Origin of the sequence: Endozoicomonas sp. 8E, from assembly GCF_032883915.1 — a bacterium.
Lineage (GTDB): Bacteria > Pseudomonadota > Gammaproteobacteria > Pseudomonadales > Endozoicomonadaceae > Endozoicomonas_A.
Genome location: NZ_CP120717.1, coordinates 4946209 through 4963021 on the forward strand (window position 1 = coordinate 4946209; position 16813 = coordinate 4963021).

Here is a 16813-nt window from a genome sequence, read left to right on the forward strand (position 1 = left end):
TGGCTAAGCTCTCGATAAGAAGCTACGGAAGGAGAATTCCGTGAGTTTCGTTAAAGTATTCTAAAAGTTCTCTAAAAAATCACTTCAGTAACGAACCAAAAAATAAATTAAACATTTACAATCATATTCGGTGAAAGACTGGTCTAATCTGGAGTGTTCATAAATATAAATTTTTGACCGTTCAGGGATACACATGGCGTTGGGTAGCAGAGCCGAAGGGAAACTTTCTAAAGGCAAGCTAAAGGCTGGGCATCAATAAATAACGACTGAACTATCTGCGGTAAATTGACTAAATTACTTTCGGGATCCATGGCTCTTCTGGGAAAGATCACGGTTTATGTGCTCTTCCTTAACCTGTTTCTGTCCCGTAATAACTGGAACAAATATGCCAGATTCGCAGTTTTCGTTCTCTTCTTTTCGACCTTAGCTTCTGCTTCCTCGGGCAGCCTTCTGGAAAATGTCGAACAGGTCAAAAAGTATGAACATTATTTCAAAATGCTGGGGGATATTGCCCAGAGCTCGAGAGAGAGTTCTGCTACCCGAAATAAATATTGGCGAGTCCATATACTGCGCTCTCGTATTGATCGCACAGAATATATGCTGATCGACTCTGAACTGAGTTCTACCCCTGTGGGTAGCCCTTTGCTGGGATCACCCAAGTCACCTGACGCTCCCGAATGTCATCCCTTCTCTGCAAGCAACCCATTTTTGGGTAGCAGCCAACACTTTATTTCCTGGCGCATTGACTACGAGAACCATTCTCTGGTCAGTGGACCGCCATTTCAGAGAGTGGGACTTTCTACCTTCAGGCAACTGAGTGCGAGCGGTCATCCCATTACGTTTAATCTGGACGAAGAGACTTTGCTCAGTGTAAGAATGAGGGTACAGAACCATAAAACCGGAGACCCCAGGCCCAAGCAGAGAACGTTTATTCTTGTGCCATACGATGCAACTCACACTGCAGCCATACTCAAGCCAGAACACAAACCCGACCAGACCTTTTTCTGTCACTACATCAACAGTCAAAACTCAACCTGTGAGGTCTGCGTAGAGTTTGAGACTCAGGAAGGCGAAAAGAGCATCCATGACCTGAGAAAAGCCAGCCACTTTTATGACCCGAGAAGCATTTTCAATAATCCTGCTGAGCAAGAGTTATCAGGCGCTCCTTTCACTTCCGCACTCAGAGATGTTGACTATCAGAGGTTCCTTCAGGTCTTTGAACAAAATGTCCATGCTGAATTCCTTAATGTGCAGGACGAAATGAGTGTAGACGTTTCATCAGCGTACAAGTCTATAGGACATGCCGATGCCCGAGTGATTGGAAGAGGCCAGTTTTCTGTTGTTTTTACCCTCGATGTTCTGCCCGGTCTGGCTTTGCGACGTTTCCCCGGTTACACGAACAAGAGGGACGCCGACAATTTTCTGCTAACCCACGAAGCAGCACTGAAGCTTTACAAGGAATTGGGTGTCAACCTCGAGCCCACCCGGCTTCTGCGGATCAGAGCCAGAGAAGGTTTTACCATCTACATGATCCAGCGTCATCTGAAAAAAGATGAACTGGCCCAAAATTTCATCGAAGGTTTGCTGGACTTTGGCCCTGAGGAAATTGCCATGTCAATCAAATCCCAGGGCAGCATTGGTGAAGTTCACGAGATGGGATACGCAGAAGCGGTCAGCCGCATACTGCATGCTGTGATCGCAGCTATCTATAAAAACCTGGAAAAACTGGGCAACGAAGATTGTGCCCACAGAATCTGCTGCGATGCCAAGCCCGATAACTTTGCCGTTGGCTTTTCATACCGCAAGGAGTGGAAAAGAAACAACCTCTACCTTCGTGACGTGATCACTCAGGCTGATCTGACGGATTTTCACCCCTGTTCCCTGGTGTTATTCGATCAATTGCTTTTCGACGGCGGCCCTGAAGCTGCGTTGCTCACCTACATCCTGGGCTACAACCCCTACCAGGGGTATCAGGAGAAGATTAAAAACTGGGCTGATGCCAAACAGCTGATTGTTAAATCCCTGGCAAACATTGCCTATCACGCCGGCGATATGGCCTATGAGATCATGCCAGAGCTGGTAGACCGAACGCGTCTGATGCTTCTGGATGAGTGGCAATCCAGCCCGGAACTCAGTCGACGTTATATGGACTACCTGCGTCAGGATCCCGTTCCACACATTGATGCCAGTAAACTGCCATTGGATCGCCTGTTCTTTGATCTCGATGAAATTACGGCTGAGAGTGTGATTCAGTATCGAAACATTAGCTCGAGAAATAATCTCAAGCTAAAGCTTCACCATTACCTTTTAAAACTGACCAGAGAGATGCGACCTGAAGAGTTTAATCATCAGCTCTATCTACCCGTTGACTATCAACAGGACTGGTGGTTGCGTATCGTGGACAAAAAATACCGGGACGATTTTTCAAAAGCGCTGGAAAGTCGCTTCTCTGAACTGGAAGCCAATCAGACTCATGATAGTGAGCCCAGTATGGTGGCCAGCGACTTTCTGAGAACACTGGTCAATTCGGTAGCGGCCGACCGCACATTGGTCGATGAAGCGAAATTAAGTCGACTTATCAACTGGCATATCATGGCCGGCAGAATACCCGAACATGAGCAGGAACAAAGAAAAAAACATGAAGGCGAGTTGAAAAGAATCGAAAGAGACTACCTCATTCGAAGAGTCAACCACTTTTACTCAAGTCAACTCCAAAGCCTGCATATGAATCAATGGCCGGGCTTGCCGACTAATAAATTGTTTGAATTGCAAGCGGTGCATGCCAATGAAATTTATGAAGACAGCCTGAAAGCTTTCAAAAATGGATTCGCCAAACTACAACAGCTTTTTTGGTCGCACCTGGTAAACCAACACCAGCCACCGCTGTCAAAAGGCGAACAGAAAAAGCTTGATACCATCAAAAAAGATGAGTGGATACAACAGGTCAATCAGAAGTATTCAGAAAAAATACAAGCCACCCTGAACCGGGCACTTGGAGAGAAAACTTTCGAAGATAAAATACCGCTATTAGCCAACGACTCCCTGCTTGAGGTACTCATCCGGGAAATTTTATCCGATACCCATATTCCCCTGTTTACCGGTGAATGCGCTTCTGCAACAGAGCAGGAACGGGAATATATGGTCATCGATGAACCGGACAATGCTCCTGTAAAAAGAAGCAGTTCTCCTGTCAACCAACAATCAAAACGAGTCGAACTGACCCAGCCATCCCCGACCAGTGAATTGCTGACAACAGGAAACGGGGCCATTAGCCTCAGCCGAAAAAGCCTTGCCGAGCTGATGAAAAAATGGGGTGTCTACCCCATGGACATCCTCCAGGCGGAGGCCACGACCTTTCCTGAGGCCTATAGCCGACTGAAATCCCAGAGCTGGGCCAAAGCGTTAAATAATCTTAACCATTCCTTTCCCATTTCTGCGGTTTACCCACTGCCGGAAACCGTCAGATTGCGTTTAAGACCCCGGGTTTATGAACGCCACTACCTGGCCAGAGAGCTCAGACTGATACCCAGCCATGACAAAGTGCAATTTCCAAGTTACACCCACAGGGACACGCTGATTCAAGCGATCAAGGAGGTCATGGAGCATAGAAACCAGAGTCGCGAGCCAAAACCTCTGGTGATTATTGACTTTTCCTCATCTATTGATGAGACGATATCCGGTGCCACCTATCACTCCGCGCCTGCACCCTCACCGCCCAGAATCATCGTGATTCAGTCAAGCCCGAGTATTCACGAGTCCGAAAAATTGAGTCAGGTTAAACAGGTGAGCATTCCCCTTGCACAATTAAACCAATGGATTGTTGAGAACAGAAATTACGACTATCTCCTCAGGATTTTAACTGTTAGCAATGAAGATCGATGGTTCACCCTCAAACTGCCTGAATCCGTCAAAAGTAAAAGAGACAGAAGAAAAACTCTCCCCGACAGCCAGATGCTGAAGGATGAATTATCCCGCCCCCTGACTTCGCAGCCGTTCCACCCTTTTAAGCGAACCAAACCGGAAAACCTTCCCCTGACCCCCCACGAATACATAGAGCTGGAACAACGGGGAGTCAGGGAATTATCACTGGCAGAACTGACCCGGCTCAGAGCCCAGCAGGCTGCATTACAAACGAACCTGAATCAGCTGGAACAAGAGGCTGTCAATGCCTTGAAATCAGAGCGATGGCAAACTGTAAACGTAGCGGCAGACCACTTCTGCCTGTACAACAGCCTGGTTCACTTGTTGAATATGAGGCCTGAAAGTGCCAGTAAGATCATTGACCATATCATCGCCCTGCTAAGAAATCTGGTATTAACCAGACCTCATGGCATGAATTCTCAAATTGTTGACGGCCTGTATCGAAACATTATTTTTCTGGCTTTAAAAAACAATGTAATCAGCCATCATCTTCTGTTCCAGCTGAGACACCTGCTCTTTAATGACACGCCCCTGCTCAAAAATACGCTCAAAGGATTCCTGAGCCATCTGCCCATACACCTTCATGATCACCTGCCTGCGAGCTACCAGGAGACCCTGGACACACTCGACACTACGGATAGCGATGAACTATGGTCCCTCTTGAATCAGCTGATCACCCATTCAGGTAACAATACCGCTCTTGATCTATTATTAGCCGACCTGATTAACCGGTTAGCGCTTTTTGCCGGTCACACCCAACAAATGCAACTGATTGATGATCTGGTTCAGCATCTGAGCAGCCAATGGCATCGGGATGGCTACAGGTTAACACCTTATATTCTGTTTCTCGGACTGGGAGCCCAAGCCCTTGACGATCTCATGAACAACCCCAGTCAGGCTGGCTTACAGATGCTTCAGGGTCTTACGCCTATTCAGCCGGGACAACATATGTGGGGGGATAATAATGTCGTAGAACACCTTCTGATGCCTTTGCTACACGCAGCGAATACGCCGCTGAATGTCATGATTGTTACTCCTGCCGTTCACAACTTTCAAAACCCGCTGGGTGCCATGTTTATCCCGGCAATGGCAGGCAACCCGGCCCTGGGAGCGGTGCCGGTGCCCAGCCATGATCCCTCGCAGATCGCAGAATGGCTTGATGATCGGGGCACCATCACACTGTTCCATGGCAATCTGCAAGCGCCACTGATCGCTGATAATTTCATAAACGCTGGCAACCACTGGCAGCCTGTTGTGCGAACACCGCAACCAAAGACATTAGCTCCAGCGGCAAACCTTAAAACGACAGCTCCCTCTTCTGAACAACAGCCGGTTACCCCTCTCATTGGCATAAAAACCGAGCCAGAATCCCCGCCTCCCCTGTCCGCATTCGGGGGCGATTACTGTGACAATGATGGCATTGAGATCCCTGAAGACTACCTGCCCGGGGACTATGGAAGTCTCATGGCAACAAGGACGCCCAGTGAACTTGAAGGAATTTACTGGATTCGCTGGCTGGTAATTATTATGACTCTGGTCGTGCATAACGTCTCAGACGGTTGATGGGAACGAAACATTTAGCCGCCAACTTTGTCTCCCTTGGCTATTCTGAACAGGTTGCTAAGATTTTGCTTGAGGCAGGGCGTGGTCAAACCCTCTATTCGAAAAAAAATCATTCTTTTCACTGTTGTGCCCGTCACACTCTTCTATAACCTGCTGAGTGCCTTGCACATCTATACCTCTTTCAAGGAGTCCTCCCATGAAATAGAGATACAGATGCGCAACAACATTGTGCACTTTGCCCGTACCCTCGATGCCTACACTCAGGAGATCATGTCCCAGGCTAAAGCCCAGATTCGTTTATTACAGACTGAAAGCTACCCGACCTACCCGTTGCTACACAGTATTCTTGCTTCCAGCCCCTTCCTGACCAGAGTCTGCTGGATAGACACTAAAAACATAGCGACTTCAGCGTGTATCAATAACCGCAAAAACAAGGCAGAACCCACCCAACTGCCGACAATGCCGCCGACCGAACTGGGCAAGAGCTGGCTGCAGCTGCTCAAACAGAATGACTACTGGAGCAAGCTCTATCGGGATGCCAAAACCGGCAAGAGACTGGTCAGTTTTATTGTCCCGAGCTCTCAAAAGGGCGATGGGCATCTGCTTAAACTGGATGTTGATATCAATCGAATGGTTCACGATGTTATCAATCCAAAGCTGTTTGAAGGACGCAATATCGGGATCAACCTCTGGAAATTCAATATGGTCGACCGCAGCGGTGATTACCTCTACAGCGACAGCATTCAAGCGAACCGCTTTGGTCATAAAAACCTGCGCCAGACCGGTGAAGTTTATGGTATCGAAGGGTTCGGCAACAAGATCGAAGAGTGGATTGATTCCGGCCGGGCCGAGACCTTCCGGGCCTGGCTGCCAAACCCCCAGTATCAAAAAGAATACTGGTTCTTCGGTGCCCCGGTGTCTTCTTCCCAGTGGTGGCTCTATACCTCAGTCAGCCGACAACATGCTCTCCAGGGAGTGCTCGACATAGCCCTGCTGGACATTGCTATTATGCTGATCTCCCTGCTCTTGATTCTGGGTGGCATCTGGTATGCCTCTAAAAAAATCACCAACCCCCTGATTACCCTGAAATCCTGCATGGATAACTTTATCGAGCATCATAAGCTTGTTGAACTGCCCGACACCCATTCCAGGGACGAAGCCGGCTCCCTGGCCCGTTCATTCGTAAAACTGACTCAGTGGCTTGATGCCAGAGACCTTGCCCTGCATCAGGCCAGAGCCAACAATATGGGGCATATCGTTCAGGGGTTGAAAGGACGCTACTTTTATTTCCAGCTCGACACTGACGGCAAAATTGTCCATATCAGTCGTTCGGTGAAATCGGTCCTGGGCTTTCGCAGTGAAGAGTTTTCCGGCCCACTGGAGAACTTTTTGAGTCACGATCCGGGCAATTACAACTACAAAGTCAATTTTGAGAAAGCACTGAGAGGCGAGCCGGTGGAGGCGTTCGAACTGGATATCCAGAATAAACAGGGACAGTCCCGAAGGATTGAACTGTTCTGGAACGCCATGACTTCCGGACAGCAAAGAGTGATTGAAGGGCTGGCCAATGATGTCACTGAACGGGTCAGTGATACCCTTAAGTTCAAGGCTTTGCTGGATTCTGCACCGGATGCCACGATCATCCTGAATCCGGATGGCATTATCGTCATGGTCAATACCAGAGCTATCGGACTAATGGGCTTTCTTCGCGAAGACCTTATCAACATGCCCCTTTCTCTGCTTGTTCCTCCTCAATCCCGGGAGAACCATCCTTTGATCAGCCCCCTGCTAGACAGAGCCTGGAAGCGAACACAACTGTTTCGTCGGGAAACAGAAGCCGTTGACCGACATGGGCGCAACTTTCCTGCAGAGTTAACCAGTAATCCACTGATTACCCGCGAAGGTATTCTTATATCCGTTGTCATCCGGGATATCACGGAAAGCAAACAGATTGAACAGGCCCTTCTGACAGCAAGGGACGAAGCTATTACCGCCAGTCGCTCAAAAAGCCTGTTCCTGTCGTGCATGAGTCATGAGTTACGAACACCATTGAATGGTGTCATAGGCTACGCGCAGGTGTTACAGCGATCAGGAGGACTGAACCCCGGACAGCATCGGAAGCTGGCCATTCTTGAGCGCTGTGGCCAGCATCTGCTAACCCTGATTAACGACATTCTTGATCTCACTAAAATTGAGACTCAGGGTGTGGACTTGCACCCGGTATCAATTAACCTCAGACGGTTGCTGCTGGAAACCCGGGAGTTTTTTCTCCCAAGGGCAGAGCATAAAGATTTACAGTTAATATTAACCATTGATGAGCAGGTTCCAGAGTGGATAGAAGTTGATGATGTCAAGCTAAGGCAAATTTTGACCAACCTTCTGGGCAACGCCATTAAATATACCGAAGAAGGCTCCGTTGAAATCGGGATTGAAGCGGTGGCTGAACGACTCTGCTTCACAGTGAAAGATACCGGCGTTGGCATTGATCCGGATAATTTTGAAATTATCTTTGACCCCTTCAGACAGTTGGATGAAAGCCTGAAGTCAGGGGGCACCGGATTGGGTCTGGCCATTAGTCGCCACCTGGTAAAAGCTATGGGAGACGACCTGACCGTTACCAGCCATGTAGGCCAGGGCAGCAGCTTCAAGTTTTCGATCCCCTTGAAAGAAGTTCCGGCACTGGATACCGATAATGTTTTTTCTTCTGACCAGGTGGAACTGATACTGGCTGACAATCAGACCTACACCGCACTGATTGTTGATGATCTGGAAATAAACCGTGACCTGCTTAAAGTCATCATGGAAGAAGCCGGCTTCAAAACCCTGCAGGCTTGTGATGGACTGGAAGCTCTGGCCCGCCTGGAAATCCAGAAACCGGAGCTGGTCATGATGGACATCAGAATGCCCAAAATGGATGGAGTAGAAGCGCTCAAACATATCCGTCTGAACCCTGAGCTGAAAAACCTGAAAGTAATCGCTGTGACCGCCAGCGCAGGCTCTGACATCCAGACAAGACTCAAGCAGGCAGGATTTGACGGCGTCCTGGCCAAACCCTTCAAGGTGAATTACCTGCTACAAGTAGTGGCGAGCCTTTTGAATCTGGATATCAGGAAGTCTCGGGTAGCCGCTGATAAAGCAGAAGTTTCTGAATTGCCACAACTGGATGAGACTCATAAAAAAGCCTTGCTGAGAAAGGTCTCCCGGGCCCTTGAATTCGGTGATATACAAGAACTGACGTCCATAACGGATGAGTTCAAAGAGGCACATTTGCAGACCTATTGTCAGTATCTTCTGCAAATTGCCGAGGCCTGTGATATGGACGAGCTGGAAAAGTTCTACGAGCAACTGCAGAGTCAGTCTGCAGAGAACCCGGTCTGAAGGTGCAAATCACTACAACAGAGCTCTGGATTAACCTATACTGCGCCATTATTAACCCCATCGAGTGACCCATGAATTCAACTTCAATTATTCAGGAGATTCAGGCCAAACTGACTCTCACCCTGAAAGACATCTACACACTGGCACTCAATGCCGATGAACAGCTGGAAATTCTGCAAAAAGAAGAAAAGGGCAACTTTTCTGCCATTTTTCAGAAGGACTCAGGCTTCAGCGCCTCGGCTAACCGTTTTCTGCCCTATCTTATAGAATTAAACGACGAGATTGAAAGTCTGCCCATTATGGAACCTGAAAACCAGAGAGCCAAGATTGAGGGCATTATGAAGAAAATGAGAATGATGCACGAAGTGCTGGCCAGATTTCACAGCATCAAAGATGAAACCCTGCACTGAGCAGAGGACTGGCTGCTGACCCACGGCTGCAGCGAATCCGTCGCAGATACCCCTTGCAAAATAAGGCCGACAGGGTAATATACGGCTTCGTCAGCGGGGCACTTTCAGAAACCCCAAAGCGAAAGTCGGAGCGTAGCGCAGCCTGGTAGCGCACCACAATGGGGTTGTGGGGGTCGGAGGTTCGAATCCTCTCGCTCCGACCAGTTTTTCCGGACACTAATCCGCAACTGCCCCAGTGCTTGAACCATCAGAGCGATTTACTCTCTCGCGAACAGTGTTAACGGGCACACATTCTTCATAGGTTGGTGGTGGTGTTTCCTCTAAGTCTTCATCGTCGCTGGAGAAATCTGAACCCCAGATAGAGTTCCGCTGAGGCTGAGAAGTAACAACTGCATTACCACTGGCTTCAGATTCTAATCGATGAAATTCATCAAAAAACTCTTTTCCGATCATGTAACTCATCTGAGAGCCGGCAAGATACCCGGCTGCGGTTGCACTCAAAAGACCTAAATAGCCACACGACATAGATTTCGCACCAGCAAGACAGCAAGCTGCAACAGAACATGTAGTTCCTGCTGACATACGACATTGCATAAAAAACTTTCCATCATTGGAGAGGTCTTTATAATCATCAACATCCCAGAAAATGTTGTGCAGAGTTATTTCTCTTACGGACCTCTTCAGGAATTGCCCAACACTTGAACCCGTGTCTGGTTCTGCCTGTGTGCCTTGATCAACAATTGGATGGCCGGTTGCCTGATTATTTACATTCATCTTAAGGTACCTCCTTTTTCTAAACTAAGTACCTGGCCAGTTGGTTTCGCATATTCTGGCGAGAGGATTTTTTCATCCTTCAAGGCGCAACGACGGGCGCGTAGCCCTAGCAGCCTGTCGGACTTAAGACTGTCCTACTGCGGTTGCAATAAATTGGTCTAAAAATCCCTGTTTCTTCGTCAAATAGCTCGCTATTCTCCTCAGAAACAGATATTTTTATCCTCAATTTCTTGCAATCCTCGCTACGGACGCTTAAGTCCGACAGGCTGCTAGCTACGCAACCAGAGTTGGAACGCAGAAGGATGGAAAAAGCCGTCGTCCAGAATATGCGAAACCAACTGGTTAGGTACTTATGAATCGTTCAAATTACTTTATCTTCAAAGAGAATCAGTTTCCCCGACATTTGAGACCGCGCACCTGACAAAACACTTGATTGGGCAACAGTTTCACCGGACATTATTCTGCTTCTGTTTCTGCGCTTGAACCATCAGAGTTATTTACTCTTTGCTGAACAGTGATATCGGGCACACATTCTTCATAGGATGGTGGAGGATTCTCTAAGTCTTCATCGACGATGGAGCTATTTGAATCCTGGATGAAGTCCTGCTGAGACTGAAAAGCAAATACTGCATTTCGAATAGCTTCAGATTCTAATCGTTCATGTTCCTTAAAAAACTCTTTCCCGATCGAGCGACTTATCTTAGAGCCAGCTAACCACCCGAGTGCGGTTGCGACCGCAATCCCTGATTTACTACATGACATATTTTTCGCAACAGAAAAACACAAAGCGGAAACAATCAATGGAGGGACTGCCACGATTCGAAATTGTATAAATAACTTTCCCTCATCGGAGTAGTCATTATACTCATCAACATCCCAGAAAATATTTCTGATGGATATTTCTTTTACGGACCTCTTCAGGAATTGACCAACACTTGAACCCGTGTCTGGTTCTGCCTGTGTGCCTTGATCAACAATGGGATGACCGGTTGCTTGACTATTAACATTCATCATAAAGTATCTCCTTTTTTAAACTATGAATTGTCCAAATTACTTTATCTTCAAAGAGAATCAGTTTCCCTGACATTTGAGACAGCACTTCTGACAAAACAATTGATTGGGCAACAGTTTTTCCGAACACTATTCCACGACTGTCTCTGTGCTTGGACCATCAGAGCGATTTACTCTTTGACGAACAGTGTTATCAGGCACACATTCTTCATAGGTTGGTGGTGGAGCCTCCTCTAAGTCTTCATCGTCGCTGGAGACATTTGGACCCTGGATAGAGTCCCACTGAGGCTGAGAAGTAACGACTGCATTTCGACTGGCTTCATTTTGTAATCGAAAATATTCCTTATAAAACTCTTTTTCGATCGAGTAACCTGCCTGAGAGCCGACAGCCCACCCAACTGCGCCTGCGCCCGCAATCCCTAAGTTGCCACATGACATATAATTCATAGCAATATAACAACCGCAAGCGGAAAGAGCACACGCAGGTCCATTCCTCATTAGAAGTCGTGTTACAAGCTTCCCTTCTGCAGATTGGTATTTATAATTATCAACATCCCAGAAAATATTTCTGAGGTGTATTTCTTTTACGGACTTTTTCAGGAATTGACCAACACTTGACCCCCTGTCTGGTTCTGACTGTCTGCCTTGATCAACAATGGGAAGACCGGCTGCTTGACTATTTACATTCATCATAAAGTATCTCCTTTTTTAAACTATGAATTGTCCAAACTACTTTATCTTCAAAGAGAATCAGTTTCCCTGACATTTGCGATAGTGCATCTGACAAAACTTCAATGGATATTTGGAATGCCTGATGATCTGACAGAAGAATTAAATTTGCTTCCTATTAACTAAGACCACAAAAATGTACATTAGTTCCATTCACTGCATTTTCAGATTCAAATAATTTTCTATTCCTGACCAGTCCGCTTTCAAACCCGCCAACAAGTGATCAAACTGCTGAGCAGCTTTTTTCATGCTGCCAAAGAAAACATACCAATGAAGGTAGCCGTGTTGAATAACTGTGAACGTTTATGTCCGTTGATTGTCGAAAGCACAGATTTCCATGAAGGTTAGATTGTTATGAGTTATGGATTAACGCCTACCAACGCTGCGGCTGGTGAGGTACCCGGACCTTCACAGCATTGCGCGCCAGGTTTTGATACTGATAAGACGACAACAAATAGCCCATCGTCCTTAAATCCGTATGCTCCTCCGTTTATTCCACGGACTCAACCGGCTCAATGCACTCTTCAACATAGGAACCCACCCTCAGATATTAAAGGCCGGCAAGCAAAAGCACACTCAACACTTTCTCCTCAGATGCTTCACCCCCGGGAGAAGGCACCCTTGACCATAAAAGCAAGGATCGATGAGTCTTTCACAGCACTGAATCGCCAACGTTTCAGCGATGCGGAAGCAGCATTCAGGGCCATCTTGCAAGAAACATGGCTAAGTACGTTCAACTACCAAAACGTAACCATGGGGCTTGCAAGATCACTAAACGCACAAAGCCGTGAAAAACAGGAAAAAGCACGCTTTCTTCTGGAAAAACTCAGACAGAAAGGATCGGTCAACAAATTCGGGGCTTCAACCATTCATAACCTCGATCTGACCCTGAGCCGTTGTGAGCAGGGACTTGGTCAACACCTTAAGGCTGAAGCACGGCTATTGGCTCTGAGAAACAAAAAGCACGATGCCGATGAGGAAACCCTGTGCGAGCCTACTGGCAATTTCGAAATTGATATTGCTGCAGCCAGACACTGGCAGATTATGAGCAAATACAAGCTGACCGAAACGCTATTACTGAAAATGAAAGCAGCGCTGGATGGCAGCTCGCATTCGTTCACATTTAGCTCCGATGTCAACAAACTGCATAAATATTTACACATCGTCAATTTGGCTCTGGCGCGAAACTGGCAGCTGACAGGGAAACATAAAGCATGTGAAAGACTATTGCTGAACATGAGTAGCAAGAAGCCCGATGGCAGTGAGGAAAGCCTCTGCAAACCCTGTAAAGATCATGAAATTAACCTGGCTCTGGTGCGACACTGGCAGGCAATGGGCAAATATAAACTGGCTGAAAGGCTGCTGCTTAACATGGGTGGCGAGCATCCCGAAGATAGTAAGGAAACCCCACGCAAGGCCCGTAAACATCATGACATTAATCTGGCTCTGATGCGTCTGTGGCACGTGATGGAAAAACATGAACAGGCTGAAAGACTGCTACTGAACTTGAGTGGCAAGAACCCCGATGGCAGTGAGGAAAGCCTCTGCACCCCCTGTAAAGATCATGAAATCAACCTGACTCTGGCGCGACACTGGCAGGCAACGGGCAAATATAAACTGGCTGAAAGACTGCTGCTTAACATGAGTAAAAAGTACCTCGGTACCAGTATGGAGAGCCACTTCAAAAGCTCTGCTCATTATGTTACCAGATTGGCTCTGACAAGACTTTGGCAGGAGATCGGCGAATACGAACAGTCTGAAAGACTGCTGCTGAAAATGGCTGGCAAGCACCCCGGTGACGATGAGTACAGCCTGTGCAAGCCCTCCGGGCATTATGATATTGACCTGGCTCTGGTGCGATGCTGGGAGATGGTGGGTAATCATAAACTGGCTGAAGGACTGCTGCTAAATATGATTGACAAGCACCCTGATGCCTCTGAGGAAGTCCTGTGCAAGCCCTCTGGGTATCATGACGCCGATCTGGCTCTGGCACGACAATGGCAAAGAGCGGGTCAATATGAACAGGCTGAGAAACTGCTAAGGCACTGCAATGAATTATATCATTCGAATGAATGCGAATTAGCTCTGTTGGTCATACTTGCTCGACAGGCAGAGTTCATGGAAATAATTGCCGGTTATCCAGAAAATGCCAACACATTGTTGGCTACCTCAATCCATTATTTCATTGTGGCTTGTCAGCAGATAACGAACGGTGGCCCGGAGCCGGGACACGACAACCTCAATAAGGCCCTGAAGTCAGTGGAAACAGTAATAGAGATCTACTCACCCAATGCGGGGGCTCTTTCACAAAAAGCCCATTGTCTCAGAATGATGGGTGCCAGTGAGAAAGAATGGAAGTATTGGTTTGATAAATCAGGACACCACGACAGCTCCCGGGCGCAGAAGAGTAAAACTGATTATTGGCGGAGCATCGAAGCCAGTGCTCTTCAAAAGGTGCGAAGTTCCATGGGGCAAACATGAACGCAAAATATCACAAGCCGTTCAAGACCTTTTGAGAAAAGCGAAGATGGCGAGAAGAAAGTTGTCCCTGGAGAGGAAGCATCTACAGTATGTCACCCCATAGCTATACCGAAGTCATATACAAAAGTCAGCCCTGAGCAGGAAGCTTTAGACCTGTTTAACCTGACACCCAGCCCGGATTATTTGTCACCACTATTTATGCTCTCCATGTACTGAGTCAAGAGCCAAAGGCTGGATAACCATGAACTTTCATGCCCGCTTGCTGTCCAAATGCACAAATTTCAATGAAAGTTATAGCTATGAGTCACGGATTAACCTCATCCAGCGCCAAAGCTCATGCAAGTTCGGACCATACAGTTGCTACAACATCAAAACCAAAATCTAAATTAAACCCCGAGGCGCCAGCGTTTATTCCACGTACTCAGGGTGCTCAGCAACATTGGAATTCACCCCCCAATATTAGAGACCGGCAAGTAACTGCAAGCCAGGAGCCTTCTACTCAGACGTTTCAACCCAGTGAGAAACATCATGACGCTTATTCAGACATGATTGATGATGCTTACAAAGAACTCAGAAAACACAAATTCACAACGGCAGAAAAAGCATTTCGGACCCTCTTCAAAAACTGTGAGGAGACACTGAATCAACGTCAGCGCCATTCGGTATTGATAGGGCTTGCAAGGTCGCTAAAAGAACAAACTCGCGAAAAACAGTTAGAAGCCTGCTCTCTTCTGGAAGCACTCAGATCAAATGAAACATTCTCCCAATCCGGAGTTTCGACCGTCCCCTACCTTGAGCTGACCCTGAGCCAATGCGAACAGACGCTGGGAAGGTACCTCAAGGCTGAAACACGACTTTTAATTCTGAGCAACAAAAAGCCCAATGCCAACGAGTGGGCACTGTGCCAGCCTTCTGGCAATTATTCCGTTGATATTGCACTGGCCCGGCTATGGGAGATTATGAACAAACACAAGCTGGCTGAAACACTACTACTGAAAATCCTGGCAGAGCTGACTCAAAAACTTCAGTCACGTCTATCCGCTCGCACTGTCGATAAATTCCGTAAATACCTCCATGACACAAATATGACTCTGGCGCTACTCTGGCAGCGGATGGACAAACATCAACGGTCTGAAAACCTGCTTCTGGAGATGAGTGGCAAGCACCCCAACGCCAGCGAAGACATTCTGTGCTGGCCCTGTGAGTACCAGGACATCAACCTGACCCTGGTGCGGATATGGGAGGCAATGGGCAAATATAAACTGGCTGAAAAACTGCTGTTGAACATGAGTGGCAAGCGCGCTGATGCCAATGAGGACCGTCTGTGTCAGCCTACAGAGCATGACATTGATCTGGTACTGGTACGACTCTGGCAGTTGATGGACAAAAACAAACTGGCTGAAAAACTGCTGCTGAAAATGGCTGGCAAGGACCCTGAAGCCAGTGAGGAAGTCCTGTGCAGCCCCTGTGAGCATGATGACATCAATCTGACCCTGGGAAGACACTGGGAGGCGATGGGCAAATATAAACTGGCTGAAAAACTGCTGCTGAACGTGAGTGGCAAGCACCCTGATGCCAGTGAGAAACACCTGTGCAAGATCTCTGGAAAATATCTTGTTGATCTGGCTCTGGCAATACTCTGGCGGGTGATGGGCAAGATTGCATGGAGTGAAAAACTGTTGCTGAACATGAGTGGCAAGCACCCTGATGCCAATGCGGAAGTCCTGTGCAGAACCTCAGGAGATCATAAAATTGACCTGGCTCTGGTGCGACTCTGGGAGATGACAGATGGCAAACGTGAATGGGCTGAAAGACTGTTGCTTAACATGAGTAACAAGCATCCTGACGCCACTGAGGAAGCCCTGTGCAAACCCTCTGGAAAATACGAAGTTGATCTGGCTCTGGCACGACTCTGGGAGCAGATAGATAGCAAACATGAATGGGCTGAAAGACTGCTGCTGAACATGAGTGACAAGTGCCCTGATGCCAGTGAGGAAGACCTGTGCAAGCCCTCAGGGCATCATGAAATTGATCTGACTCTGGCGCGTTTCTGGGATGCAGTGGGCAAACATCAACGAGCCAAGAGACTGATTAAACGTTGCTGTGAACTCTATCATTCGATGGAATGTGAATTGTTGCTTTTGAACTTTCATGTCGGGCAGGCAGGATTTATGGAAATGATTACCCGGTATCCGAAAAATGCCGATACACTGCTGACGACTTCGATCCATTACTTCAGACTGGCATGTACGCAGATAATAGAGGGTGGCCCGGAATCAGGAAAAGATAACCTCAAAACCGCTCTTGAGTTCGTAGAATCAGCATTGGAGATGTGCCCCACAATTGCCGGCGCGGTGTCGCAAAAAGCGCATTGCCTCAGAATGATGGGCGCCAGTGAGCAAGTTTGGAAAGCATTGTTCGCAAGAGCCCTATCCCTTGAACCCAGTCGAGAGCATAAAGATAAAACCGATCATTGGCGAAGTGCAGAAGCCGCTGCTTTTCGCAAGGTGCGAGATCGCGCAGAGTTAAAATGAACTTCTGTCCCT

At 47.6% G+C, this 16813-nt stretch carries 8 protein-coding genes and 1 tRNA gene; 6 read left to right on the top strand and 3 right to left on the bottom strand.

Annotated elements, in window-relative coordinates; all coding sequences use genetic code 11:
* Positions 1-285 precede the first annotated feature (285 nt).
* From P6910_RS16770 to P6910_RS16785, 4 genes are all read left to right on the top strand, one after another.
* Positions 286-5484, top strand: a complete 5199-nt coding sequence (locus P6910_RS16770) for a hypothetical protein (RefSeq protein WP_317142419.1) — start codon at positions 286-288, stop codon at positions 5482-5484.
* An 81-nt stretch (positions 5485-5565) separates the two neighbouring features.
* Positions 5566-8862 carry a PAS domain S-box protein gene (locus P6910_RS16775; protein ID WP_317142420.1) on the top strand — a complete coding sequence of 1099 codons (3297 nt, stop codon included), beginning with the start codon at positions 5566-5568 and terminating at the stop codon, positions 8860-8862.
* Between the two features lie 71 nt (positions 8863-8933).
* A complete protein-coding gene (locus P6910_RS16780; RefSeq protein ID WP_317142421.1) occupies positions 8934-9272 on the top strand; it encodes a hypothetical protein in 339 nt (112 codons plus the stop codon).
* Positions 9273-9398: 126 nt separating this feature from the next.
* Positions 9399-9475, top strand: a tRNA-Pro gene (locus P6910_RS16785).
* 13 nt (positions 9476-9488) lie between these two features.
* Here P6910_RS16785 and P6910_RS16790 read toward each other — a convergent pair.
* The 3 genes from P6910_RS16790 to P6910_RS16800 all read right to left on the bottom strand — a co-directional run bounded on the left by P6910_RS16790 (position 9489) and on the right by P6910_RS16800 (position 11750).
* Entirely contained in the window at positions 9489-10046 is a 558-nt protein-coding gene (locus P6910_RS16790; RefSeq protein ID WP_317142422.1) for a hypothetical protein, read from the bottom strand.
* A 456-nt stretch (positions 10047-10502) separates the two neighbouring features.
* A complete protein-coding gene (locus P6910_RS16795; protein WP_317142423.1) occupies positions 10503-11060 on the bottom strand; it encodes a hypothetical protein in 558 nt (185 codons plus the stop codon).
* A 126-nt stretch (positions 11061-11186) separates the two neighbouring features.
* A complete protein-coding gene (locus P6910_RS16800; RefSeq protein ID WP_317142424.1) occupies positions 11187-11750 on the bottom strand; it encodes a hypothetical protein in 564 nt (187 codons plus the stop codon).
* A gap of 657 nt (positions 11751-12407) precedes the next feature.
* Between P6910_RS16800 and P6910_RS16805 the strand changes: the two genes are divergently transcribed.
* Both P6910_RS16805 and P6910_RS16810 read left to right on the top strand, forming a co-directional pair.
* Positions 12408-14267: a hypothetical protein gene (locus P6910_RS16805; protein WP_317142425.1), complete on the top strand. Its 1860-nt coding sequence runs from the start codon at positions 12408-12410 to the stop codon at positions 14265-14267.
* A gap of 299 nt (positions 14268-14566) precedes the next feature.
* Entirely contained in the window at positions 14567-16801 is a 2235-nt protein-coding gene (locus P6910_RS16810) for a hypothetical protein (RefSeq protein ID WP_317142426.1), read from the top strand.
* Positions 16802-16813 lie beyond the last annotated feature (12 nt).